Annotated in this window: 20 protein-coding genes and 2 pseudogenes; 9 read left to right on the forward strand and 13 right to left on the reverse strand. The window is 61.4% G+C overall.

The features are described from left to right. Nucleotides 1–742: 742 nt before the first annotated feature. Nucleotides 743–1,252 carry a DUF1993 domain-containing protein gene (locus FIV38_RS23780; protein WP_070995567.1) on the reverse strand — a complete coding sequence of 170 codons (510 nt, stop codon included), beginning with the start codon at nt 1,250–1,252 and terminating at the stop codon, nt 743–745. Nucleotides 1,253–1,367: 115 nt separating this feature from the next. Here FIV38_RS23780 and FIV38_RS23785 point away from each other — a divergent pair, with 115 nt between their 5' ends. Further along, nucleotides 1,368–2,018, forward strand: a complete 651-nt coding sequence (locus FIV38_RS23785) for a YceH family protein (RefSeq protein WP_029296621.1) — start codon at nt 1,368–1,370, stop codon at nt 2,016–2,018. A 38-nt stretch (nt 2,019–2,056) separates the two neighbouring features. On the opposite strand, the gene FIV38_RS23790 is transcribed toward FIV38_RS23785, so the two are convergent. Next, the gene (locus FIV38_RS23790) at nt 2,057–2,878 is read right to left on the reverse strand and encodes a shikimate 5-dehydrogenase (RefSeq protein ID WP_029296623.1); all 822 of its coding nucleotides are present in this window, start codon (nt 2,876–2,878) and stop codon (nt 2,057–2,059) included. Nucleotides 2,879–3,034: 156 nt separating this feature from the next. On the opposite strand from FIV38_RS23790, the gene FIV38_RS23795 reads away from it, so the two are divergent. The 3 genes from FIV38_RS23795 (at nt 3,035) to FIV38_RS23805 (ending at nt 4,095) form a co-directional block, all read left to right on the forward strand. Beyond that, entirely contained in the window at nt 3,035–3,382 is a 348-nt protein-coding gene (locus tag FIV38_RS23795; RefSeq protein ID WP_092238920.1) for a hypothetical protein, read from the forward strand. 230 nt (nt 3,383–3,612) lie between these two features. After that, on the forward strand, nt 3,613–3,807 hold the full coding sequence (locus FIV38_RS23800) for a hypothetical protein (RefSeq protein ID WP_029296627.1): 195 nt from the start codon (nt 3,613–3,615) through the stop codon (nt 3,805–3,807). Nucleotides 3,808–3,915: 108 nt separating this feature from the next. Then, complete coding sequence (locus tag FIV38_RS23805) at nt 3,916–4,095, forward strand: hypothetical protein (RefSeq protein WP_092238918.1); 180 nt, start codon at nt 3,916–3,918, stop codon at nt 4,093–4,095. Here FIV38_RS23805 and FIV38_RS23810 read toward each other — a convergent pair. Beyond that, nucleotides 4,092–5,159 (reverse strand): AI-2E family transporter, encoded by a 1,068-nt coding sequence (locus FIV38_RS23810; RefSeq protein ID WP_029296631.1) that lies wholly within the window; start codon nt 5,157–5,159, stop codon nt 4,092–4,094. The two genes, FIV38_RS23805 and FIV38_RS23810, sit on opposite strands and share 4 nt — an antisense overlap. Nucleotides 5,160–5,321: 162 nt before the next feature. Here FIV38_RS23810 and trhP point away from each other — a divergent pair, with 162 nt between their 5' ends. After that, nucleotides 5,322–6,641: a prephenate-dependent tRNA uridine(34) hydroxylase TrhP gene (gene trhP / locus FIV38_RS23815; protein WP_092238916.1), complete on the forward strand. Its 1,320-nt coding sequence runs from the start codon at nt 5,322–5,324 to the stop codon at nt 6,639–6,641. A gap of 218 nt (nt 6,642–6,859) precedes the next feature. Here trhP and FIV38_RS30995 read toward each other — a convergent pair whose 3' ends face one another. The 3 genes and pseudogenes from FIV38_RS30995 to FIV38_RS23825 form a co-directional block, all read right to left on the reverse strand. After that, the gene (locus FIV38_RS30995) at nt 6,860–7,681 is read right to left on the reverse strand and encodes a methyl-accepting chemotaxis protein (RefSeq protein ID WP_371923830.1); all 822 of its coding nucleotides are present in this window, start codon (nt 7,679–7,681) and stop codon (nt 6,860–6,862) included. Between the two features lie 36 nt (nt 7,682–7,717). Then, a pseudogene (locus FIV38_RS31000) lies at nt 7,718–8,539 on the reverse strand (cache domain-containing protein); the annotation flags it as partial. Nucleotides 8,540–8,703: 164 nt separating this feature from the next. Beyond that, nucleotides 8,704–10,023: a Na+/H+ antiporter family protein gene (locus tag FIV38_RS23825; protein WP_166647879.1), complete on the reverse strand. Its 1,320-nt coding sequence runs from the start codon at nt 10,021–10,023 to the stop codon at nt 8,704–8,706. Between the two features lie 238 nt (nt 10,024–10,261). Between FIV38_RS23825 and FIV38_RS31110 the strand changes: the two genes are divergently transcribed. Then, on the forward strand, nt 10,262–12,409 hold the full coding sequence (locus FIV38_RS31110) for a methyl-accepting chemotaxis protein (RefSeq protein ID WP_029296640.1): 2,148 nt from the start codon (nt 10,262–10,264) through the stop codon (nt 12,407–12,409). Nucleotides 12,410–12,443: 34 nt separating this feature from the next. On the opposite strand, the pseudogene FIV38_RS23835 reads toward FIV38_RS31110, so the two are convergent. The 7 genes and pseudogenes from FIV38_RS23835 to FIV38_RS23865 form a co-directional block, all read right to left on the reverse strand. Then, nucleotides 12,444–12,830 (reverse strand): annotated as a pseudogene (locus tag FIV38_RS23835) (DUF1850 domain-containing protein); the annotation flags it as partial. Next, complete coding sequence (locus FIV38_RS23840; RefSeq protein WP_092238910.1) at nt 12,827–14,854, reverse strand: TRAP transporter permease; 2,028 nt, start codon at nt 14,852–14,854, stop codon at nt 12,827–12,829. The pseudogene FIV38_RS23835 and the gene FIV38_RS23840, both read right to left, overlap by 4 nt. 126 nt (nt 14,855–14,980) lie before the next feature. Then, nucleotides 14,981–15,934: a TAXI family TRAP transporter solute-binding subunit gene (locus FIV38_RS23845; RefSeq protein ID WP_070995559.1), complete on the reverse strand. Its 954-nt coding sequence runs from the start codon at nt 15,932–15,934 to the stop codon at nt 14,981–14,983. A gap of 202 nt (nt 15,935–16,136) precedes the next feature. After that, a complete protein-coding gene (locus FIV38_RS23850) occupies nt 16,137–17,456 on the reverse strand; it encodes a sensor histidine kinase (protein ID WP_070995558.1) in 1,320 nt (439 codons plus the stop codon). Beyond that, a complete protein-coding gene (locus FIV38_RS23855; RefSeq protein ID WP_029296647.1) occupies nt 17,453–18,121 on the reverse strand; it encodes a response regulator transcription factor in 669 nt (222 codons plus the stop codon). Before FIV38_RS23855 ends, FIV38_RS23850 begins: the two co-directional genes overlap by 4 nt. Continuing rightward, nucleotides 18,121–18,435, reverse strand: coding sequence for a PepSY domain-containing protein (locus tag FIV38_RS23860; protein WP_029296649.1), 315 nt, complete (start codon nt 18,433–18,435; stop codon nt 18,121–18,123). The genes FIV38_RS23855 and FIV38_RS23860 overlap by 1 nt, the downstream gene beginning before the upstream one ends. After that, complete coding sequence (locus FIV38_RS23865) at nt 18,435–18,743, reverse strand: PepSY domain-containing protein (RefSeq protein ID WP_029296650.1); 309 nt, start codon at nt 18,741–18,743, stop codon at nt 18,435–18,437. Before FIV38_RS23865 ends, FIV38_RS23860 begins: the two co-directional genes overlap by 1 nt. 159 nt (nt 18,744–18,902) lie before the next feature. Here FIV38_RS23865 and FIV38_RS23870 point away from each other — a divergent pair, with 159 nt between their 5' ends. The 3 genes from FIV38_RS23870 (at nt 18,903) to FIV38_RS23880 (ending at nt 20,907) form a co-directional block, all read left to right on the forward strand. Then, nucleotides 18,903–19,982, forward strand: coding sequence for a patatin-like phospholipase domain-containing protein (locus FIV38_RS23870; RefSeq protein ID WP_092238909.1), 1,080 nt, complete (start codon nt 18,903–18,905; stop codon nt 19,980–19,982). 127 nt (nt 19,983–20,109) lie between these two features. After that, entirely contained in the window at nt 20,110–20,691 is a 582-nt protein-coding gene (locus FIV38_RS23875) for a hypothetical protein (RefSeq protein WP_029296654.1), read from the forward strand. A gap of 3 nt (nt 20,692–20,694) precedes the next feature. Further along, complete coding sequence (locus FIV38_RS23880) at nt 20,695–20,907, forward strand: helix-turn-helix domain-containing protein (protein ID WP_029296656.1); 213 nt, start codon at nt 20,695–20,697, stop codon at nt 20,905–20,907. Nucleotides 20,908–21,102 lie beyond the last annotated feature (195 nt).

The following is a 21,102-nucleotide window of genomic DNA, read 5'->3' on the forward strand; positions in this document are numbered from 1 at the left end:
GCTCTTGCCCCACCACTCGGCACCTCGCCTAGGCTCGGTGTGCCCGTAATCCGACATTGATTTGGGGGGCCGCCGCGATGGGCCATCCATGGCCCAGCGCGGCTAAACCGGCGTCCTGCCGGTTTACCCCCCAAATCAATATCGGATGACGGCCAGCGTGGTTCAACGGGGCGCTAAGATCAAAATCACAAGCAAAGCGAGGCGGCCTGACAGCCGACCTGATCGTCGAATCGTGCGCGTACCCCTTGTGGGAGCGGGCTTGCTCGCGATGGTCGTTAACGATGACGTTGGATATCTGGCACTTTGCGGGGCTCTTACTGACGCCATCGCGGGCAAGCCCGCTCCCACAGGTAGGCAGCTTTGCTTTTGCTGTTGATCTGGCTTTTGATCTTAGGCGCCCCGTCAAACCACGATGGCCGCAGGCAGGTATTGCGCAGTGGGCACCCCGGCAGGATGCCGGGGTAGCCGCGACACGGCCATGGATGGCCGATCGCGGCGGGCCCACGGAGCAATGCCTGACTGCGGGCATGCCGAGCCTAGGCGAGGCACCGAGTGGTGGGGCAAGAGCGTTTTGCTTACTTTTGCGCTGTTCAAAAGTGAGCCGCCGTAAGGGCGGAACCCATACCCGCCGCGACCGCGGCAACGGATATGTACACATACCCGGAAGAGCGAGTTGTGTAGATACTCATGGCCATCGCAGGCAAGCCAGCTCCCACATTTGTTTTGCGGTGTTACTCAGTAATTAGAACGCGCCCATATAGTCGCGCTTGCCCACTTCCACACCGTTGTGACGCAGCAAGGCGTAGGCGGTGGTGACGTGGAAGAAGAACTGCGGCAGGCCATAGGTCAGCAGGTAGGACTGGCCGCTGAAGCGCTTCTCTTTAGGAGTGCCCGGACGGGTGACGATCTCGATGCCTTCTTTGCCATCGATCTGCGCCGGGGTGATGGTGTCGATGAACCCCAGAACCTTGGCGATCAGCGCTTGCAGGTCAGCGAAGGTGACTTCGTTGTCTTCGTATTTCGGCACTTCAATCTCGGCCAGACGCGCGGAAACGCCCTTGGCAAAATCCACGGCGATCTGCACCTGGCGCACCAGCGGGAACATGTCCGGGAACAGGCGCGCTTGCAGCAAGGCGTTTGGGTCGATGTTCTTGGCGGTGGCGTGGGCCTCGGCCTTGTTCAGCACATCGCTCAAAGCGTTGAGCATTTGCTTGAAGACCGGAAGGGAAGCGGCGTACAGGGAAATAGTCATGACAGTCTCGACAATGGTGGCAGGGTTTGAACAGCCGCGATTATAGACATGAGCGCTGCTTGTCTTTTATTTTTTCGGGATTAGGCTAGTGGGTTCACTGCATAGGGAAAGCGCGATGACCGCCGAGCACGACACCACCTCCTCCGAGCCGCGCCTCAACAGCACGGAAATCCGTGTTCTGGGCTGCCTGATCGAAAAGCAGGCCACCAACCCGGAAACCTACCCGCTGACCCTCAATGCCCTGGTCCTGGCCTGCAACCAGAAAACCAGCCGGGAACCTGTGATGAACCTCAGCCAGGGCCAGGTTGGCCAGAGCCTGCGGGCCCTGGAAGGCCAGGGGTTTACCAAACTGGTGATGGGCAGCCGTGCCGACCGCTGGGAACACCGGGTGGACAAGGCCCTGGAACTGGTGCCGGCGCAGGTGATTCTTACTGGCCTGTTGTTCCTGCGTGGCCCGCAGACGGTCAATGAATTGCTGACCCGCAGCGGGCGCATGCATGACTTTGAAGATGCCGAGCAGGTGGTACACCAACTCGAACGCCTGATCGCCCGCGACCTTGCCGTGCTGGTCCCCAAGCAGGCCGGCCAGCGTGAGGACCGCTACACCCACTCTCTGGGTGACCCGGCGGATATCGAGGCGATCCTGGCCGCCCGTGGCAGCCCGGTGGAGCGCAGCAGCGCTGGCAGCGGGGTTTCTCTGGAGCGCATCGAGGAGCTGGAGGCGCGGATTGCGGCGCTGGAAGAACGCCTCTCACGCCTCGAATAACCGCCCCTTTGTAGGAGCCGGCTCCTACAAGGCCTGCCTTAGCCCTGTCGGGCAAACGCTACGGCTTTCTGGAACTGCTCATCCGTCGGGCGGATGCCGGTGTACAGCACGAACTGCTCCAGTGCCTGGATCGCGATCACTTCCAGGCCGGTAATCACCCGCTTGCCCTGGGCCCGGCCACGCACGATCAGCGGCGTTTCGGCGGGGATCGCCACCACATCGAATACAGTCTCTGCCGCATCAATGGCGTCGGCCTCGAATGCCAGGTCCTCGGCCTGGGCGCCGCCGGTCATGCCGATGGGCGTTACGTTGACCAGCATCTGCGGCCGCGCGTTACCCAATGTCGCCTGCCACTCATACCCCAGGTTGTGCGCCAGGGCACGGCCTGCTCCTTCGTTACGGGCAACGATCAGGCCATTGGCGTAGCCACCATCACGCAAGGCACTGGCCACGGCCTTGGCCATGCCGCCACTGCCGTGCAGGGCAAAGGTCGAGTCCTTGGGCACCGCGTGCTTTTGCAGCAGTTGCTCGATGGCGATGTAATCAGTGTTGTAGGCCTTGAGGTGGCCGGCGGTATTGACGATGGTGTTGATTGAGGCGATGGCGCGGGCCGAGTCGTCGAGTTCGTCCACCAGTTCGATACAGGCTTCCTTGAACGGCATCGACACCCCACAGCCACGAATGCCCAAGGCGCGGATCCCGGCTACAGCGCCGTTCAAGTCCTGGCTGCTGAAAGCCTTGTAGTAAAAATTCAGCCCCAACTGCTCATACAAATGGTTATGAAAGCGCAGGCCGAAATTACCCGGGCGGGCCGACAACGACATGCACAACTGGGTGTCCTTGTTGGGGTTCATCAGCATCGGTAACTCCTCTTCAAGTAAGCAAATCGGTACAGACCTTACACAACCTTTACCTAGCGGCAGTGCTGTTTTGCTGAAATACGTTGTCTTAAAAGTATCCCCGCGACAATCCTTGAGTCTCAGACCACAAGCGCAGGGGCCAACCGAGGAAAGACCATGATGCGTAAAATCCCCAAGATCGCCTTGCTGATCGGTGCACTTGCTGTAGCCGGCCAAGCCTCCGCCCATGGTGGTGGTTGGGGTGGCCCGGCCGTTTTGGGTGCAGTTGTCGGCGCAGCCGTGGTGGGCTCAGTGATCGCCAGCCATGATCGGCCGGTGTATGTGCAGCAACAACCTGTGTACTACCAGCCGCAGCCGGTGTATGCCGCCCCGCCACCGGTCTATTACCAGCCACCACCGGTGTACGTGCAGCAGCCGGTTTATTACCGCCCGGCGCCGGTGTATTACGGGCCACCACGCGGCTACTACGGCCCGCCCCGAGGCTATTACGGGCGCGGCTGGTAAGCCCGGTATACAAAGCCCCGCATTCCAGGCGGGGCTTTTTTGTGGGTGCAGGGTCTGAATAAATCTCGCCGGGGTCGTTATGGAGACATCGCCGACCGTTAAATCCGACATTATTAAGGCCAAAGTGTACTTGCCCAACCGGGGGGCGCGCTGTCATGTTTGTGGCACGCGGCACTCTCACTATCGAAACGGTCCCCCATAACAGGTCATAACAACAAGGACGCCCCAGCATGCCCACACAAAACCCGCACCGCACCGCCGGCCTCTGCACTTCCAGCAAGGTCTACAGCGCCTTGACTGAACTCAAGCACCTTGAAGGCCACCGCAGCGCCAAGTTTCTCTCGTTGCTGGCAGAAAACCTGGTCCACAAGGGCCTGCTCAATGAACAAGAAGTGCTGCACATGCTGGACCAGGTGGTGGACTGAGCCCTGTCGGCGCAGCCTCGATGGCAGTGATGTTGACTATCGAGCAGGGTGATTTTCCCTCGCCGCCCGGCCGCCGTAAGGTGAACTCCATCAGCAATGGAGGTACATATGCCCACTATCCAGATCATGTCCGTCGTTGGCAGTGCCGTCCCCGGCTCCCTGCGCAAACTGGGTTTGCTCGCCTGTTGGTACCTGGTACGCGACGGTGAAGCCATCAGCGGGCCCCTGGCCTCGTTGCCCGACGCCCAGGCCCTGTCCCGCAAGATGGCCCACTGCTTCTCAGCCTAGGGCAATGGCAGCCGCACCCGGGGTTTGGTCTCGACAAACAGCGCCCAGCTGGAGATAAACAGTGCGGCGATCAATGGGCCGATGACAAAGCCATTGAGGCCGAACACCGACAGCCCGCCCAGGGTCGAGATCAGGATCAGGTAATCCGGCATCTTGGTGTCCTTGCCCACCAGGATCGGGCGCAGCACATTGTCCACCAGGCCAATCACAAATACCCCGAACAAGGCCAGCACGACTCCTTGCCAGATTGAACCGCTGAGCAGGAAGTACGCAGCCACCGGCCCCCACACAATCCCCGCCCCCACCGCAGGCAGCAACGACAGGAACGCCATCAATACCGCCCAGAGCAACGCACTGGGAATGTCCAGGAACCAGAAGATCAGGCCACCCAATGCGCCCTGAGTCACCGCCACCAGCACATTGCCTTTGACGGTCGCGCGCACCACGCGGTTGAACTTCAGTTGCAGGCGACGCTTCTGCGGCTCGGCCAGCGGCACCGCCGTGCGCACTTTGCGCACCAGCTCGGGACCGTCGCGCAGCAGGAAGAACAGCAAGTACAGCATGATGAAAAAGCTCACCAGGAAATCAAAGGTGCCCTGGCCGAAGCTGAACGCCTGGCTGGCGAAGAACTGGCTGCCCTGCATCGCGCCCTTGACGATTTTCTCGCGCAGGCCCTCCAGGTTGCCCATGCCGAAGCGGTCCAGCAGGTGCTGGAAGTACGGCGGCAGGAAGTTCTTGAATTGTTCGATGTAGCCCGCCACATCCAGCTTGCCGCTCTCGACGTTCTTGTACAGCGTCGCCCCCTCCTGCACCAGCAAGGCGCTGGTGATGATCACCGGTAAAATCGCGATCACCAGGCACACCATCAAGGTGCACAGCGACGTGAGGTTGCGGTTCCAGCCAAACTTGAGCTGCAGGCGCCGCTGCATGGGCGCAAAAATGATCCCGAGGATGATCGCCCAGAACACCGCGCCATAGAACGGCAACAGGATCCAGAAGAAGCCGACAGTCACCACGACCAGCAGCAACAGCAGGGTTTTGAATTGCAGATTCGTTTGGTTCATGTCCGATCCGTACCAGAAAAACGCCGGGCGCCCAGCGCGCCCTGTTGCTTAGTCCACCGCGCATCCGGCGAGTGCCATCTTTATTTCTACAGCGTAGACCCAGATCAATAAGCGCCCGGCCCGGCTCGGCTACCCTGCCGCCCTTTTGCGACCTGAATCCCCATGCCCCCTGTCCTCGCTCCCGAATTGCTCGCCCCCGCCGGCACCCTGAAAAACATGCGCTACGCCTTTGCCTACGGCGCCGATGCGGTCTACGCCGGCCAGCCGCGCTACAGCTTGCGGGTGCGCAACAACGAGTTCGACCACGCCAACCTGGCCCTGGGTATCGCCGAGGCCCAGGCCCAGGGCAAGCGCTTTTATGTCGTGGTCAACATCGCGCCGCACAACGCCAAGCTGAAGACCTTTCTCAAGGACCTGGAACCGGTGATCGCCATGGGCCCGGACGCGCTGATCATGTCTGACCCCGGCTTGATCATGCTGGTGCGCCGGCACTTCCCGCAGATGCCGATCCACCTGTCAGTACAGGCCAATACGGTGAACTGGGCCAGCGTCGAGTTCTGGCAACAGCAAGGCATCTGCCGGATCATCCTGTCGCGGGAACTGTCCCTGGAAGAAATCGCCGAAATCCGCCAGCAAGTGCCGGCCATGGAGTTGGAAGTGTTTGTGCATGGCGCACTGTGCATGGCCTATTCCGGGCGCTGCCTGTTGTCGGGGTATATGAACAAGCGCGATGCCAACCAGGGCACCTGCACCAACGCCTGCCGCTGGAAGTACCAGGCCAGCCCCGCCGTCGAAAACAGCGTGGGCGATATCGTCCAGCAGTATCAGCCCGAACCGACCCTGGGCCTTGGCGCGCCCACCGACCAGGTGTTCCTGCTCCAGGAGGCCAACCGCCCCGATGAGCAGATGCCGGCCTTCGAGGACGAGCACGGCACCTACATCATGAACGCCAAGGACCTGCGGGCGGTACAGCACGTCGAGCGCCTGACGCAGATGGGCGTGCACTCGCTGAAGATCGAAGGCCGCACCAAATCCCACTTCTATGTGGCGCGCACCACCCAGGTGTACCGCCAGGCCATTGATGACGCGGTGGCCGGGCGCGCGTTCGACCGTGGTTTGATGACCAACCTCGAATCCCTGGCCCAGCGCGGCTACACCGAAGGCTTCCTGCGCCGCCATGTGCATGACGAGTACCAGAACTACCAGAACGGTAGCTCGGTTTCCGAGCGCCAGCAGTTTGTCGGCGAGTTGACCGGCGAGCGGCGCGGGGAACTGGCCGAGGTCAAGGTGAAGAACCGCTTTGCGCTAGGCAACCACCTGGAATTGATGACCCCGGCGGGGAATTTCCATTTTGACTTGGGGAGGATGCATAACGCCAAGGGCGAGGCGACCGAGGTGGCGCCGGGGGATGGGCATACGGTGTATGTGCCGGTGCCGTTGGAGATGGATATCGGGTTTGGGTTGTTGATGCGGGATGTGTAGCAGGCTTTAAAGATAGCGCTCTGTGGCGAGCGGGCTTGTCCCGCGCTGGGCTGCGAAGCAGCCCCAAAACCGGCTGCTAGGGAGTATTTGATACGCCGCATTCGGCTCACTGGGGCTGCTTCGCAGCCCAGCGCGGGGCAAGCCCGCTCGCCACAGGGGAGTTCGTCAGTGTCTACCGATGCCGCGATGAGGCCAGAACAAGCACCGCAATTGCCAGGTCAGATCCTGAACTGCCCCACCAACTGCCCCAATCGCTGCCCCAGATCCGCCAGGCTGCGTGAAGTCTGCGCGCCCTGCTGGGTCTCGTCCGCCACACTGTCCACTGCCACCGCAATCTGATGCACGCTGCGGTTGATCTCTTCCGCCACGGCGGTTTGCTCTTCCGCGGCGCTGGCGATCTGCGCGTTCATCGTGTTGATGGTGCCGATCAACTGCGCCATGGTATCGAGGGACGCCCCGGCCTCATTGGCCTGGGCCGAGGTGCCGTCGCCGGCATCGCTGGAGCGGCGCATGGATTCCACAGCCGCCTCGGTGCCCTTTTGCAGGCGGTCGATCATGCCCTGGATTTCCTGGGTGCTTTGTTGGGTGCGGCTGGCCAGTGCGCGCACTTCATCGGCCACCACCGCAAAGCCACGTCCGGCTTCACCGGCGCGGGCCGCTTCGATGGCGGCGTTGAGGGCCAGCAGGTTGGTCTGTTCGGCAATCGAGCGGATCACCCCGAGTACGCTGACAATCGACGATACGTCCTGTTGCAGGCTGTCCAGGGACACGCCGCTGCTGCGGATGTCATTCACCAGTGCATGAATCTGCGCGATGCTGCCATCCACCACGCGTTTGGCGGCCTGGCCTTCGGCGTCGGTCTGCTGCGCCGCCACCGCGGCGCCCTGGGCACTGCGGGCCACTTCATGGGCGGCAGACGACATTTCGTTGATCGCCGTGGCCACCTGGTCAGTCTCCTGGCGCTGGCGCTCCATGGCCTGCTCCGAACGGTGGGCCTGCTCGGACACCTGGCTGACCAGGCCGGTCAGTTGCGAAGTCATGTCGGTGATCTGGCGCACCAAGCCATGGATCTTGTCGACAAACCGGTTGAACGAACCGGCCAGTTCACCCAACTCGTCCTGGCTGGTGATTGCCAGGCGGCGGGTCAAATCACCCTCGCCGGCGGCGATGTCGTCGAGGTTGGCCTTCATCAGGTGCAAGGGGCGCAGGATGGTATTGGCCAGCACCATGCCCACTGCCGCAATCAGCAACAGAAGGACCACAGCGATACCGACGATGCTCAACAACACCCCTTCCATACGTTCGTTGACCTTGGCTTCCACCTCACTGACCAGGGCGTCGATACCGTCGAGGTTGACCGACGTACCGATCACCATGTCCCACTTGGGCAAGTATTCGGTGTAGCCAAGCTTGGGCACCAGTTCGGTTTGCCCCGGCTGGGTCGAGCTGTATTGCAGGTAGTGGGTGCCGTCCTTGCCGACCTTCACCAGGTCGCGGTTGACGTAGACACCGTTGGGGTCACGGTTGTCCTTGAAGCTTTTGCCCACACCGTCGGGGCTGTTGCCCTTGAACAGGCGGATGGTCTCGGAGTCGTAGCCAAAGAAATAACCGTCCTTGCCGTAGGTGGTGTTGGACAGCAGCTTGACCACTTGCGCCCGCGCCGCCGTGTCGCCAGGTGCGGCGGCGTCGTACAGCGGCTTGATGGTGGTCATCGCCACTTCCACGTAACTCTGCAGGGTGGCCTTGGCATTGTTGAGCAGCCGCTCGCGGGTTTCAGCCACCTCGCTGCGCGCCTGTTCCTTGAGGATCCATACCGTGGTCAGGCTGATGACCACGGCAAACAACAACACCGGCAGTACGGCGAGGGACAGGACTTTGGCCTTCAGACTCAGACGCATGGATCTTCTCTCTTATAGGGCAACGTTAAGAGGTTAACGGCCCTGAGAGAAAAAACTGTAGGAGCGAGCTTGCTCGCGAAAGTCGTCGGCAATAACACCAGGCATCCTGGATGGACGCGGTGCCCTTGAATCCTTCGCGAGCAAGCTCGCTCCTACAGGAGAGGTCAGAGGGTCATCGCGGCAAACCAGCCGAACACCAGCAGCGGCAGGTTGTAGTGCAGGAAGGTCGGGACCACGGTGTCCCAGATATGGTGGTGCTGGCCGTCGATGTTCAAACCCGAGGTCGGCCCCAGGGTGGAGTCCGACGCTGGCGAACCGGCATCGCCCAGGGCGCCAGCGGTGCCGACGATGCAGACAATGGCCAGGGGGCTGAAGCCCAGTTGCACACACAGCGGCACGAAAATCGCCGCCAGGATCGGTACCGTGGAAAACGACGAGCCAATCCCCATGGTCACCAGCAACCCCACCAGCAACATCAACAGCGCGCCCACGCCACGGCTATGGCCGATAAACGCCGCAGAGGCCTGCACCAGTGTCTGCACCTGGCCGGTGGCCTTGAGCACTTCGGCAAACCCGGAGGACGCGATCATGATGAAGCCGATCATCGCCATCATCTTCATGCCTTCGGTGAACAGGTCATCGGTGTCGCGCCAGCGCACGATGCCCGACACCGAGAAGATCAGGAAACCCGCCAGGGCACCGATGATCATTGAGTCTAGCCACAGTTGGATGATAAACGCCGAGGCAATGGCCAGCCCGGCTACCAGCAGGGTCAGCGGGTTGTATTGCACCGCCACTTGCTCGACCCGCTCGATTTTCTCCAGGTCGTAGACGCGCTTCTTGCGGTAGCTGATAAACACCGCCACCAACAGGCCGAACACCATGCCCAGCGCCGGGATGCCCATGGCGTGGGTCACATTGACCTGGCTGATATCCACCCCACTCTTGGCGACGTTGGCCAGCAGGATCTGGTTGAGGAAGATGTTGCCGAAGCCCACCGGCAGGAACATGTACGGGGTGATCAGGCCAAAGGTCATGACACAGGCGATCAGGCGCCGGTCAATCTGCAACTTGGTCAGCACATACAGAAGAGGCGGCACCAGCAGCGGGATAAAGGCGATATGGATCGGCAGGATGTTCTGCGAGGCAATCGCCACCGCGCCCAGCAGGCAGATCAGCAGCCATTTGACATGACTGCCGCCCGTCGCTTCCTGGCGATCCACCAGCAGCAGCGCCTTGTCCGCCAGGGCGTGGGCCAGGCCGGACTTGGCGATCGCCACGGCGAAAGCACCGAGCAATGCGTAAGACAGCGCCACCGTGGCGCCGCCGCCCAGGCCGCTGTTGAACGCGCTGAGCGTCGCGTCGATGCCAAGACCACCGGTCAAGCCGCCGACCAGGGCGCCGACGATGATCGCGATGACCACATGCACGCGGGACAGGCTCAGCACGAGCATGGTGCCGACCGCGGCGATTACTGCGTTAATCATGGTTACCTCAGGACAGAAACATAAAAACAACACGCGCCGGCACCCTGGCCAAATGGCGACCACGGCACACGCAGAAAAGGAGTTTTATTAGAGGGCGCGCACTTTGCAGCAGCCGACACGCCATGTCAAAGCGCGACGTCGTAAACAGAATTCAATTGATCGTATGAATAAAGAAAAAAACCGGGCGGCCGATACAACGGATCATCTCTGTCGTAACGAAGGTTAAAAGATCTCCATGTCGCTCAGGCAGCTGTCCATTCAATGGAAAATCACCCTCCTCGCCGGCCTTTGTCTGTTGGGGATCGTGACCCTGCTAGTGGGTCTTTCGCTGTATCGCATGGATCAGAGCTCACATAGGGTCCAGACCTCCAGCACGCAGATGCTCAATGTCGCGGCCCAATCGCGCATCGAAGCCCAGGGGGAAGTCCAGGCGCTGGGCATCCGCCAACAGTTTATGGACGCTTACCAGTACGGCCATGGTTTTTCGCGCCAGGTGCTGTTTTTGCGGGAACAGGCCGAGAAGCGCTTCCTTGATGCCTTTGACTTGCGTGAAGACCTGACCCGCCAAGTCAAGGCCGCGCTGCAGGCCAATCCGGACCTGCTGGGCCTTTCCCTGGTGTTCGAAGCCAATGCCCTGGATGGCAAGGATGAGTTGTTTACCGGCCAGGACGAGCTGGGCAGTAACGAGAAGGGCCGCTTCGCCCTGTACTGGTCGCAGCCGACACCCGGCAAGCTGACCTCGATGGCACTGCCGGAAAGCGACATGTCCGACACCAGCGTCGGCCCCAGCGGCGAAAAGGCCAACACCTGGTTCACCTGCCCGCGCACTACCCTCAAACCGTGCGTGATCGAACCGTACTTTTATGTGATCGACGGGCAAAACGTGTTGCTCACCAGCATCGTGTTCCCCCTCACGGTCAATGGCAAAGTCATCGCCTCGCTGTCGGTGGACATCAACCTCAACAGCCTGCAGGCGGTCAGCCAGAATGCCAGCCGCAAGCTGTATGACGGCCAGACCAAGGTCAGCATCATCAGCCCGGTAGGTTTGCTCGCCGGCTACAGCCCGGATGCAAGCAAGCTCAGCCAGCGCCTGGACAGCGTCGACACCACCAGCGGCGCACAACTGATCAGTGCCATGGCCAACAGTACCCAAACCTACAGCCTGCGCACCGGCCAGCAACTCAAGGTGCTGGCGCCGTTCCAGCCAATTCCCGATGGCAAGTCCTGGGGCGTGTTGCTGGACGTACCGGAACAAGTCCTGATCGGCCCCGCCCAAGCCCTCAAGGCCGAACTGGATGCCGACAACACCAAAGGCACCTTGCTGGAACTGGGCCTGGGCTTGCTCGCCGCGATTGTCGGTTTGCTGTTGGTGTGGCTGATGGCCCGCAGCGTCACCCGGCCAATCCTCGGCGTGGCCCGCATGCTGGAGGATATCGCCAGCGGCGAAGGCGACCTGACCAGGCGCCTGGCCTACGACAAGCGCGACGAACTCGGTGAACTGGCCAGTTGGTTCAACCGTTTCCTCGACAAGCTGCAACCGATCATTGCCGAGGTCAAACGCTCGGTGCAGGACGCGCGCAGCACCGCCGACCAATCGGCGGCGATTGCCAGCCAGACCAGTGCCGGCATGGACCAGCAATACCGCCAGGTCGACCAGGTGGCCACCGCCTCCCACGAAATGAGCGCCACCGCCCAGGACGTCGCACGCAGCGCTGCCCAGGCCGCACACGCCGCCCGCGATGCCGATCAGGCCACCCGCGAAGGCCTGACCGTGATCGACCGCACCACCACCAGCATCGGCCACCTCGCCGCCGATATGAGTACGGCGATGGCCCAGGTCGAAGGCCTGGCGGCCAATAGCGAGCAGATCGGTTCTGTGCTGGAAGTGATCCGCGCGATTGCCGAACAGACCAACCTGCTGGCCCTCAACGCCGCCATCGAAGCTGCCCGCGCCGGTGAGGCCGGGCGTGGTTTTGCGGTGGTCGCCGATGAAGTGCGCAACCTCGCACGGCGCACCCAGGAGTCGGTGGAAGAAACCCGCCAGGTGATCGAACAGTTGCAAAACGGCACCCAGGAAGTGGTGAGTTCCATGAGCAACAGCCATCGCCAGGCCCAAGGCAGTGTGGAACAGGTCGGCCAGGCAGTGACGGCATTGCGCCAGATCGGCGATGCGGTGACGGTGATCAGCGACATGAACCTGCAGATCGCCAGCGCCGCCGAGCAACAAAGCGCGGTGGCCGAGGAGATCAACAGCAACGTGGCGACGATTCGCGACGTGACCGAGTCGCTGTCGGGTCAGGCCAATGAGTCGGCCCGGGTCAGCCAGACACTCAACAGCCTGGCCAATCAGCAACAAGGCTTGATGGATCAGTTCCGGGTTTGATGGCAATTTGAGATGCACTGGGTTGGGCGATGTACGTCGCCAGCTCACAACTCCAGAGCTCCAACGCTGGCTGGCTCGCCTGTGGCGGGCCAAGCCAGGTACTCATCCAGTGGCAGTGCTGGTTGAAACACAGTTGATAATCCCCGGCCTCGGGGGTTCGCCCCAAGCGCAGGGGTTGCAACGGGGGCAGCTGACGCTGGTAATGCCAGCCGCCCTCACGCAGTTGGGCGCCGTCCGGAATCTCCATACCGGCCCCAGACCCCTTGACCCGTGCCTCACCCAGCACCAGCCCCTCCGGGGTCACGCGGTAATCCTCTTCCCAGCGCACTTTCTCGATCGTATGCGTCCAGGCCAGGGTGAAGGCCGGCGTGGGAACCTGCGCCCACACCGTCCCCGCCAAGCCCAGGCACAAACCGATCACACCGCGGCCACCTGGGCGCGATGGGCACGCCAGCAGTGCTGCGCAATCAACAGCGCTGCCAGGACGAAGCCGATTTCATCGCTTAACGGCGTTGCCAGAATCAAACTGGCACCGGCGGCAAAGCCCACCACCCGCTCCCACCCACTGAGCCTGGTCAGCAGGTAGCCAGTGAACACCGCGCCCCAGATACCGATGGCCAGCAGCGCCTTGGCCACCACATACAGGGTCGCCAGCAGGCTGTCGCCCTGCAGCATCAACGCCGGCTCGTACACCGCCATGAACGGCACGACAAACCCGGCCACGGCGATGCGGATCCCCCACAGGCTGATTTTCAGGCCGCTTGCCCGGGCAATCGGCGCCGCCGCGAAACAGGCCAGCGCTACCGGCGGCGTGAGGTCGGCCATGATGCCGAAATAGAACACGAACATATGCGACACAATCAGCGGCACGCCCAGGTCCAACAGGGCCGGTGCGGCAATCGAGCTGGTGATGATGTAGTTGGGAATGGTCGGTATGCCCATGCCCAACACCAGACAGGTAAGCATGGTGAGTACCAGCGAAAGGAACAGATTGTCCTGGCCGATAGCGAGGATGTAGCCGGCAAAGGTCGAGGCCACCCCGGTCAGCGACACCACCCCGATGATCACCCCCACCAGCGCGCATGCGATGCCCACCGGCACGGCATGGCGTGCGCCTTCAACCAGGGCATGCAGGCAGATTGTCAGGGTGTCGCGGCCGCCCTTGATGAACCAGCACACCGCCACCAACAGCGCCACGACTCCAAACACCATACCGATACCGAGCCGGAAGAAGCCCGCACACAGCACGCCCAGGACGATCCAGAAAACAAAACGCAGGGCCGTGGACGATACCCGCAGGATGATCGCCGAGCCCAGGATGACGATGGAGGTCAGTGCCAGGCCGACCATGCCGGAGAACAACGGAGTGCGTCCGGAGAACAGCAGGTAGATCAGCACGAATAACGGGATCAGCAGATACCAGCGCTGCTTCACCGCGGCCCAGGGGTTCGGGCATTCGCTCTTGGGCAAGCCGCACAGGTTGGAACGCTTGGCTTCCAGGTGAACCATCCAGAACACCGAGCCGAAGTACAACATGGCCGGAATCAACGCGGCCTTGGCCACTTCGAAGAACGGCACGTTGATCGTCTCGGCCATGATAAAAGCCACCGCGCCCATGATCGGCGGCATGATCTGGCTGCCCATCGACGAGGTCGCTTCCACGCCGCCGGCAAACGCCGACTTGTAGCCAAAGCGCTTCATCAACGGGATGGTGAATTGGCCGGTGGTCACCACATTCGCCACCCCCGAACCGGTGATGGTACCCATCAGCGCCGACGACACCACCGACACCTTCGCCGGGCCACCGAGCTTATGGCCGAACAGGCCCATGGCGAAATCGGTGAACAGCTTGATCATCCCGGCCTGTTCGAGGAACGCGCCGAACAGTATAAACAGGAAGATGTAGGTGGCCGAGACATAGGTCGGCGTGCCGTACAGCCCCTCGGTGCCAAAGGCCAGTTGGTTGACGATCTGGTCGATGGCATAGCCGCGGTGCATCAGCTCGCCCGGCAGGTACTGGCCAAACAGGCCGTAGGCCAGGAACAGCGCACAGATCAGCGGCAAGGCAATCCCCATCACCCGCCGCGCGGCTTCGAACACCAGCACGATCAGCACCAGGCCGACGACCATGTCGCTGCCGGTCAGGTCGCCGGAGCGTTGAATCAGCGCGGCTTCGAAATACCACTGGTAGAACGCCGTAGCCATCCCGGCCAGCCCCAACAGCCAGGCCAGCGGTTGCCAGGGCTGGGCCTTGCCCCGCGCCGGAAAGCACAGAAATACCACCAGCAGCAGAAAGCCCACGTGCACGGCCCGCAGAATCTGGCTGGAGACCGGATGGAAGGCTGCGGTGATGATTTGGAACACGGAAAACAACAGCGCGACATAAAACAGTGCTCGGGGCCAATCCCTGGGATTGGCGGCGAGGCTTTGGTCTTGCTCACTCATGCGGGTACTCCCACGTTACAACGTCGATAGACCAACAAAACCCGATGCGCGATGTACGAAGGTTTTATTCGCAGCCCAGGCAAGTGCGCGCAGCGGTGGGTGCTGCACACAGCACCCACCTGCCGCCTACAGGACGCCTGCCTCCGTATAGAAGCGCTCGGCGCCCGGATGCAGCGGGATCGGCAGGCCCTTGGCCGCGCCTTCCAACTGGATATCCTTGGCGGCCGAGTGGGCATTGCCCAGGCGATCGAGGTTGTCGAACATGAGTTTGGTCATCTGGTAGGCCACGTCATCGGGCACGCCGTCATGGCTGACCAGAAGGTTGGTGATGGCCACTGTGGGTACATCGCTGGCCTGACCGTCGTAGGTGCCTGCCGGGATCGTGCCGGCCTGGTAGGCCGCGTTGTCGATCTTGGCGATGACCTCTGGGGGAATGGCAACGAAGGTGACCGGCATCGTTGCGGCCAGGTCACGGATCGCCGCCATACCCAGCCCCGAGGACTGCAGGGTGGCATCCAACTGGCGGTTCTTGATCAATTCGACCGACTCGGCGTAAGGCAGGAACTCGACCTTGCCCAGGTCTTCATAGCTCAGGCCAGCCGCCTTGAAGATCGCGCGGGCGTTGAGCTCGGTGCCGGATTTCGGCGCACCGACGGAGATGCGCTTGTTTTTCAGGTCGGCCAGGGTAGTGATGCCGGACTCCTGGCTGGCAACGATCTGGATGTAGTTCGGATAGGTGCCGGCAATCGCCCGCAGTTTTTGCAACGGGGCCTTGAAGCCGGCCTCTTCGACTCCATTCCACGCATCGGCTACCGAGTCACCCAGGGCAAAGGCCAGCTCGCCGCGACCGGCTTGCAGCAGGTTGAGGTTTTCTACCGACGCCTTGGTGGCCTGCACCGAGGTCTTCGACCCTTCGATGCCATTGCTGTAGAGCTGCGACAGGCCCACGCCGATCGGGTAATACACGCCGCTGGTACCCCCCGTCAGCACGTTGATAAATGTGGGGGCGGCGAGTGCTGCAGTACTTGTGGCAAAGGCTGCGGCAGCAGCAAACACACTGAAACGCTTGGTCATTCGCATGGGAGTCACCTTTTATCTTTCTTATTAGGTACCGAGCAAGCGAGTGCCCGGCTGGCAAGTGCTCTGACAGACACCATGCCTTGAGCGAAAAAAAACACTCGGCATGGTCAGCCAGGTGGCTGTTATAAGCGAAATGGTTGTGGCCAGGCGTTACAAGGAAAAGCCTTGTTGCAAATCCCTACAAATCGAAAACAAAGTGCCATCAGCCCTGGCGTCGGGGTAACTCGATCAGCACCTTGAGGCCGCCGAACTCACTCTCATGCAACTGCAAAGTGCCACCCCACACCTCGACGATATCCCGCACGATCCCTAACCCCAGGCCATGGCCATCGGTCTGCTCATCCAGGCGAGTGCCTCGGCTGAACACCTGGCTACGCTGAGCCTCGGGAATCCCCGGCCCGTCATCCTCGACCCGCAGCTGAAAACTATGGGGCGCCTCGTCAATGCTCACGCGCACCTCGGCATCCGCCCATTTGCAGGCGTTGTCCAGCAGGTTGCCCAGCAGCTCCAGCAGGTCTTCACGGTCCCAAGGCAGCTGCAGGCCGGGGCGTACGTGGTAGCTCAGGTCCAGGTGCTCGCCGTGGATCATGTTCAAGGTCGCCAGCAGGCCTGGCAGTTCGCTGTCGCAGTCGAACAGTGCGCCGGGCAGGGTTTCACCGGCCAGGCGCGCGCGGTTGAGTTCGCGGTTGAGCCGTTGCTGCACCTGCTGCAACTGCTCGCGCAACAACTTGGCCAATTGCGGCTGGTCCTTGAGCTGCTCGCTGGACGCCACACTCAACAGCACTGCCAGGGGCGTCTTCAAGGCGTGGCCGAGGTTGCCCAGGGCGTTGCGCGAGCGTTTGAGGCTGTCTTCGGTATGGGCCAGCAGGTGATTGATCTGTGCCACCAGCGGCTCGAGTTCCACCGGCACCTGGGTGTCCAGTTGCGAGCGCTGGCCTTGCTGCAACTGCGCGATCTGCTCGCGGGCGGTCTCCAGCGGGCGCAGGGCCCGACGCACAGTGACCCGTTGCAGCAGCAGGATCAGCAGCAACGCCGCCATCCCCAGGACCAGGCCGACCTGGCGCATCAGGCGAAAACTCTCGCGCACCGGTGTGTAGTCCTGGGCCACGCTGATGGAAATCGCCTGGCCAAACCGTTTGTAGTCCGAGCGCAGTATCAGCAATTGCTGGCCTTCCGGGCCCAACTGCAGATTGCCCTGCAGGCCGGCCTGGGGCAGCTGCGGCAGTTCCTGGTCCCACAGGGAGCGGGAGCGCCAGTGGTTGTCGCTGAAGTCGATACGAAAATAATGCCCGGAGAACGGCCGCTGATAGGCCGGCGACAAGCGCTGTTCATCCAGTTGCACGCCACCGGGGCCACGCACCAGGGCCACCAGCAGGTTTTCACTGTCGTTGCGCAGGCCCGACTCCAGGTAGCGCTGCAAACCCATTTCGAACAGCCACAGGCTGGTTTGCGCCAGCACCAGGCCGACGATCACCATCACGCTGATCAGCCCCAGGCTCAAACGCCGCTGGATCGACCTCACGTGGGGCTGGCGCCAAAGCGATAACCCTGGCCGCGCCGGGTTTCAATCACGCTACGCCCCAGCTTGCGGCGCAGATGATTGACGTGCACTTCGAGGACGTTGGAGTCGCGCTCGGTTTCACCATCGTACAAGTGCTCGGCCAGGTGGCTTTTGGACAGGATCTGCTCGGGATGCAGCATGAAGTAGCGCAGCAGACGGAACTCGGCAGCGGTCAGTTGCACCTCGGCACCGTCGCGCATCACACATTGGCGGCCTTCATCCAGATGCAGGCCGGCGGCCTGCAGCGTCGGCTGGTTGGCCTGGCCATGGGAGCGGCGCAACAACGCCTGGATGCGCAGGTACAACTCTTCGGGGTGAAACGGTTTGCTCAGGTAATCGTCGGCTCCGGCCTTGAGCCCTTCGATGCGTTCGGCCCAGGAGTCACGGGCGGTGAGGATCAACACCGGGGTCGCCAGGGCGGCGGCGCGCCATTGGCTCAACACCTCAAGCCCCGGCAACCCGGGCAAGCCCAGATCGAGGATGATCAGGTCATACGGCTCGCTACGCCCCTGATACACCGCGTCACGACCGTCCGCCAGCCAATCCACGGCGTACCCCTGGGCTTTGAGCCCGGCCAGCAATTCATCGGCCAGGGGCACGTGGTCTTCCACCAGAAGCAGGCGCATCAGTCATCTTCCTCGTCTTTAAGCAGCGCGCCCGTGGTCGCGTCCAGTTTAATTTCCCGAACCACGCCATCGGTGGTCACCAGCTCTACTTCATAGACGTAGCGGTCGTGCTTGCTCTCAAGCTCGGCCTCCAGCAACCGGGACCCGGGATGCCGCGCCATGGCCTGCTGCAGCAGTTGCTCAAGGGACAGGATCACCCCTTGCTGGCGCAGCGCCAGGGCTTCGTCCTGATTGAGGTCTCGGGCAGCCACCACCGAGCAAAAGGCCAGGAGCACCAGCGCCAGTCGACTGCCGGTGCGTAGATTTACCTTCATTACGTATCCTGATGATCCTTGAGAACTTGCCCGGTGACAGCGTCCAATTCCACGTCCCACTCGACGCCCTGGGCATCGCGCAGGTCAACCTGGTAAATGTATTTGCCGTACTCCTGCTCCAACTCGGTCTCATGCACAGTGCCACCGGGATGTTTGGCCAGGGCGGCAGCGTTGAGCTTCTCGAACGACAGGATGGTACCAGCGTCACGCAGTTTCAGCGCTTCATCCGGTCCCAGGTCCCGGGCCTGGGCCAGGCCGGTGGTGAGGGCGATGATACTGGCGGCGATAACGGCTGTGAGGTATTTCATGATGATTCTCCATTTCAGGATGTTTTGCCTACGCTCCCTACAGTACGGATCGCAACTTAACTGAAACTGAATTGCCACCATGGCAATTGTCCCACAACACCTTGCCAGGCCCCCGGGAAGATTTCCTATACTGCCCTGCTCGCCTGCACAGAGATCGGTATGACCGCCATCCACATCAAGTTTCCAGCCCTGACGCTCAAGGCTGGCCAGCGCGCCTTTGCACGCATTCGCGAACAAGGCCTGCAGCCTGCCGACGTAGGAATTTTGCCCGGCGCAGCCGGGGGCCCCAAGGCCTTGGGCATACAGGGCCTGGACCTGGCGTTGTTCGGTGACTGGCTGGCACGCGCGCCCCGCGAGCGCTCGCTGATCGGTGCCTCCATCGGTTCCTGGCGCTTTGCCAGCGCCTGCCTGCCAGACCCTGTACAAGGCCTGCTCGACCTTGGTCGCTTGTACAACGAGCAACGCTTTGCCAAGGGTGTGACCATGGCCGAAGTCAGCCAGAGCTGCCAGCGCATGCTCGATGACCTGTTGGCCGGGCGCGATGCGACGCTGCTGGATAACCCGCACTATCGCCTGAATATCGTGGTCGTCAAAAGCCATGGCCTGCTGGCCGACGATCACCGTGGCCGCCTGGGCCTGGGCCTGTCCTCGGTAATCGCCGACAACCTGCGTGGCCGTGCGCGGCTGTCCCGGCATTTTGAGCGACTGATCATCCACGACCCGCGCCAGGCGCCGCCGCTGCACCCGCTCAAGGATTTCCCTTCGCGCTTCCTCGACCTGGAACTGGGCAACCTGCGCCAGGCACTGCTGGCGTCCGGCTCGATCCCCATGGTCATGCAAGGCGTGCGCGACCTGCCGGGCGCCGGTGCCGGCACCTATCGCGATGGCGGCCTGCTGGACTACCACCTCGACCTGCCCTACCACGGCGATGACATCGTGCTGTACCCGCACTTCACCGACCGGGTCATCCCCGGCTGGTTCGATAAGAGCCTGCCGTGGCGGCGCAGCAACCCCCAGGGTTTGCAGGATGTGTTGCTATTGGCGCCCTCACGGGAGTACCTGGCTCGCCTGCCCTACGGCAAATTGCCAGATCGCAGCGACTTCAAGCGCTTTGTGGGGGATGACGCCCGACGCAATCAGTACTGGCAAACCGCAATGAGTGAAAGCCAGCGGCTGGGTGATGAGTTCCTCGAACTGGCCGATAACGGCCGATTGGGTGAGCGCCTGATTGCCCTGTGACTCGATTTGATTCCTACCCCGAACGTTTAAGGATGCAGAGGGCGCCATTAGTTTTTTGGAAAAAATTATTGTAATTCGATAATTATTCATGGAATATTCGCCCCATCAACTGCGCTTGGAACGACACATGGACAACAATCTGGATTCCGTCTCCACCAACAGCCGCCTGCGCTCCATCGGAGCCTTTGCCGCGTTGCTGGCGTGGGCCGTGGCACTTGTCGAGTTCGGCTGTACCCCATTGCTCTGGATCTTCGACTATTCGAATATCCTGGCCAGTCACCTGAGCACCTATGGCAGCCAGATGCCTTTGCTGTTGGCCCCGGACTATCAGCCATCGTCCCTGGCAACCGGCCTGCTTCTGGTATTGGATATGCTGCCTGCCGACCTGATGGTGGTTGCCCTGTTACTGACCGGCATTTTTTTCATGCGTCTTTCCAAAGGACAGATCTGGATCGAATCAAATATAAAGATGCTGTGGTGGATGGGACTTCTTTTTATTATCAGCCCACTGTTGGCACCTGTGATTTACACCCTCCAGGGTTTGGCCCTGGCGATTGACATGCCTTCCGGAGAGCGCGCCATCAGCATCGACATTGGTATTTCATCCACCGCGATCTATGAAATCATCCAAGGCATATTTCTGTGTGCGTTCTCATTAATAGTGGCTGAGTCCAAGGCTATTAACGATGAAAACAAAAGCATCATATAAACCATGACGATCATTATTCGTTTGGACGTCATGATGGCGAAGAAAAAAATCCGCTCCAATCAGCTTGCAGAAGCCATTGGGATTACGGAAGCCAATCTATCGCTATTGAAAAACGGAAAAATCAAAGGTTTTAAACTCGAAACCCTGAACAAGCTATGTATCGCTCTGGATTGCCAGCCCGGCGACTTGCTGGAATTCGAGAGTGAAGAGGCCTAGGCCTTGGACCATGCTGCCCGGCTCCTGGGCAGCACTGTAGAACACTGATCAACTTAAAACGGATTACCTCCTATGAACCCCATAAAGCTCCTGGGCCTCTTTACTGTTGCCCTGATTACCAGCGGCTGCAGCACCGGTAGTTTCAACCCGTCCTCGTTCAAGGTTTATGAACCAGGCACGCAGTTCGGCAACCGC

It is taken from the genome of Pseudomonas proteolytica (genome assembly GCF_007858275.1).
GTDB classification, from domain to species: Bacteria; Pseudomonadota; Gammaproteobacteria; order Pseudomonadales; family Pseudomonadaceae; genus Aquipseudomonas; species Aquipseudomonas proteolytica.

Bases quoted from the DNA above. Each gene is read 5' to 3' on its own strand.
- FIV38_RS23785 (WP_029296621.1), top strand. From the start codon at position 1,368: ATGACCGCCGAGCACGACACCACCTCCTCCGAGCCGCGCCTCAACAGC.
- FIV38_RS30995 (WP_371923830.1), bottom strand. From the start codon at position 7,681: ATGACTTCGCAACTGACCGGCCTGGTCAGCCAGGTGTCCGAGCAGGCC.
- FIV38_RS23840 (WP_092238910.1), bottom strand. From the start codon at position 14,854: ATGAGTGAGCAAGACCAAAGCCTCGCCGCCAATCCCAGGGATTGGCCC.
- FIV38_RS31110 (WP_029296640.1), top strand. From the start codon at position 10,262: ATGTCGCTCAGGCAGCTGTCCATTCAATGGAAAATCACCCTCCTCGCC.
- FIV38_RS23795 (WP_092238920.1), top strand. From the start codon at position 3,035: ATGATGCGTAAAATCCCCAAGATCGCCTTGCTGATCGGTGCACTTGCT.
- trhP (WP_092238916.1), top strand. From the start codon at position 5,322: ATGCCCCCTGTCCTCGCTCCCGAATTGCTCGCCCCCGCCGGCACCCTG.
- FIV38_RS23860 (WP_029296649.1), bottom strand. From the start codon at position 18,435: ATGAAGGTAAATCTACGCACCGGCAGTCGACTGGCGCTGGTGCTCCTG.
- FIV38_RS23845 (WP_070995559.1), bottom strand. From the start codon at position 15,934: ATGCGAATGACCAAGCGTTTCAGTGTGTTTGCTGCTGCCGCAGCCTTT.
- FIV38_RS23855 (WP_029296647.1), bottom strand. From the start codon at position 18,121: ATGCGCCTGCTTCTGGTGGAAGACCACGTGCCCCTGGCCGATGAATTG.
- FIV38_RS23780 (WP_070995567.1), bottom strand. From the start codon at position 1,252: ATGACTATTTCCCTGTACGCCGCTTCCCTTCCGGTCTTCAAGCAAATG.
- FIV38_RS23875 (WP_029296654.1), top strand. From the start codon at position 20,110: ATGGACAACAATCTGGATTCCGTCTCCACCAACAGCCGCCTGCGCTCC.
- FIV38_RS23810 (WP_029296631.1), bottom strand. From the start codon at position 5,159: ATGAACCAAACGAATCTGCAATTCAAAACCCTGCTGTTGCTGCTGGTC.
- FIV38_RS23805 (WP_092238918.1), top strand. From the start codon at position 3,916: ATGCCCACTATCCAGATCATGTCCGTCGTTGGCAGTGCCGTCCCCGGC.
- FIV38_RS23800 (WP_029296627.1), top strand. From the start codon at position 3,613: ATGCCCACACAAAACCCGCACCGCACCGCCGGCCTCTGCACTTCCAGC.
- FIV38_RS23870 (WP_092238909.1), top strand. From the start codon at position 18,903: ATGACCGCCATCCACATCAAGTTTCCAGCCCTGACGCTCAAGGCTGGC.
- FIV38_RS23790 (WP_029296623.1), bottom strand. From the start codon at position 2,878: ATGCTGATGAACCCCAACAAGGACACCCAGTTGTGCATGTCGTTGTCG.
- FIV38_RS23865 (WP_029296650.1), bottom strand. From the start codon at position 18,743: ATGAAATACCTCACAGCCGTTATCGCCGCCAGTATCATCGCCCTCACC.
- FIV38_RS23880 (WP_029296656.1), top strand. From the start codon at position 20,695: ATGACGATCATTATTCGTTTGGACGTCATGATGGCGAAGAAAAAAATC.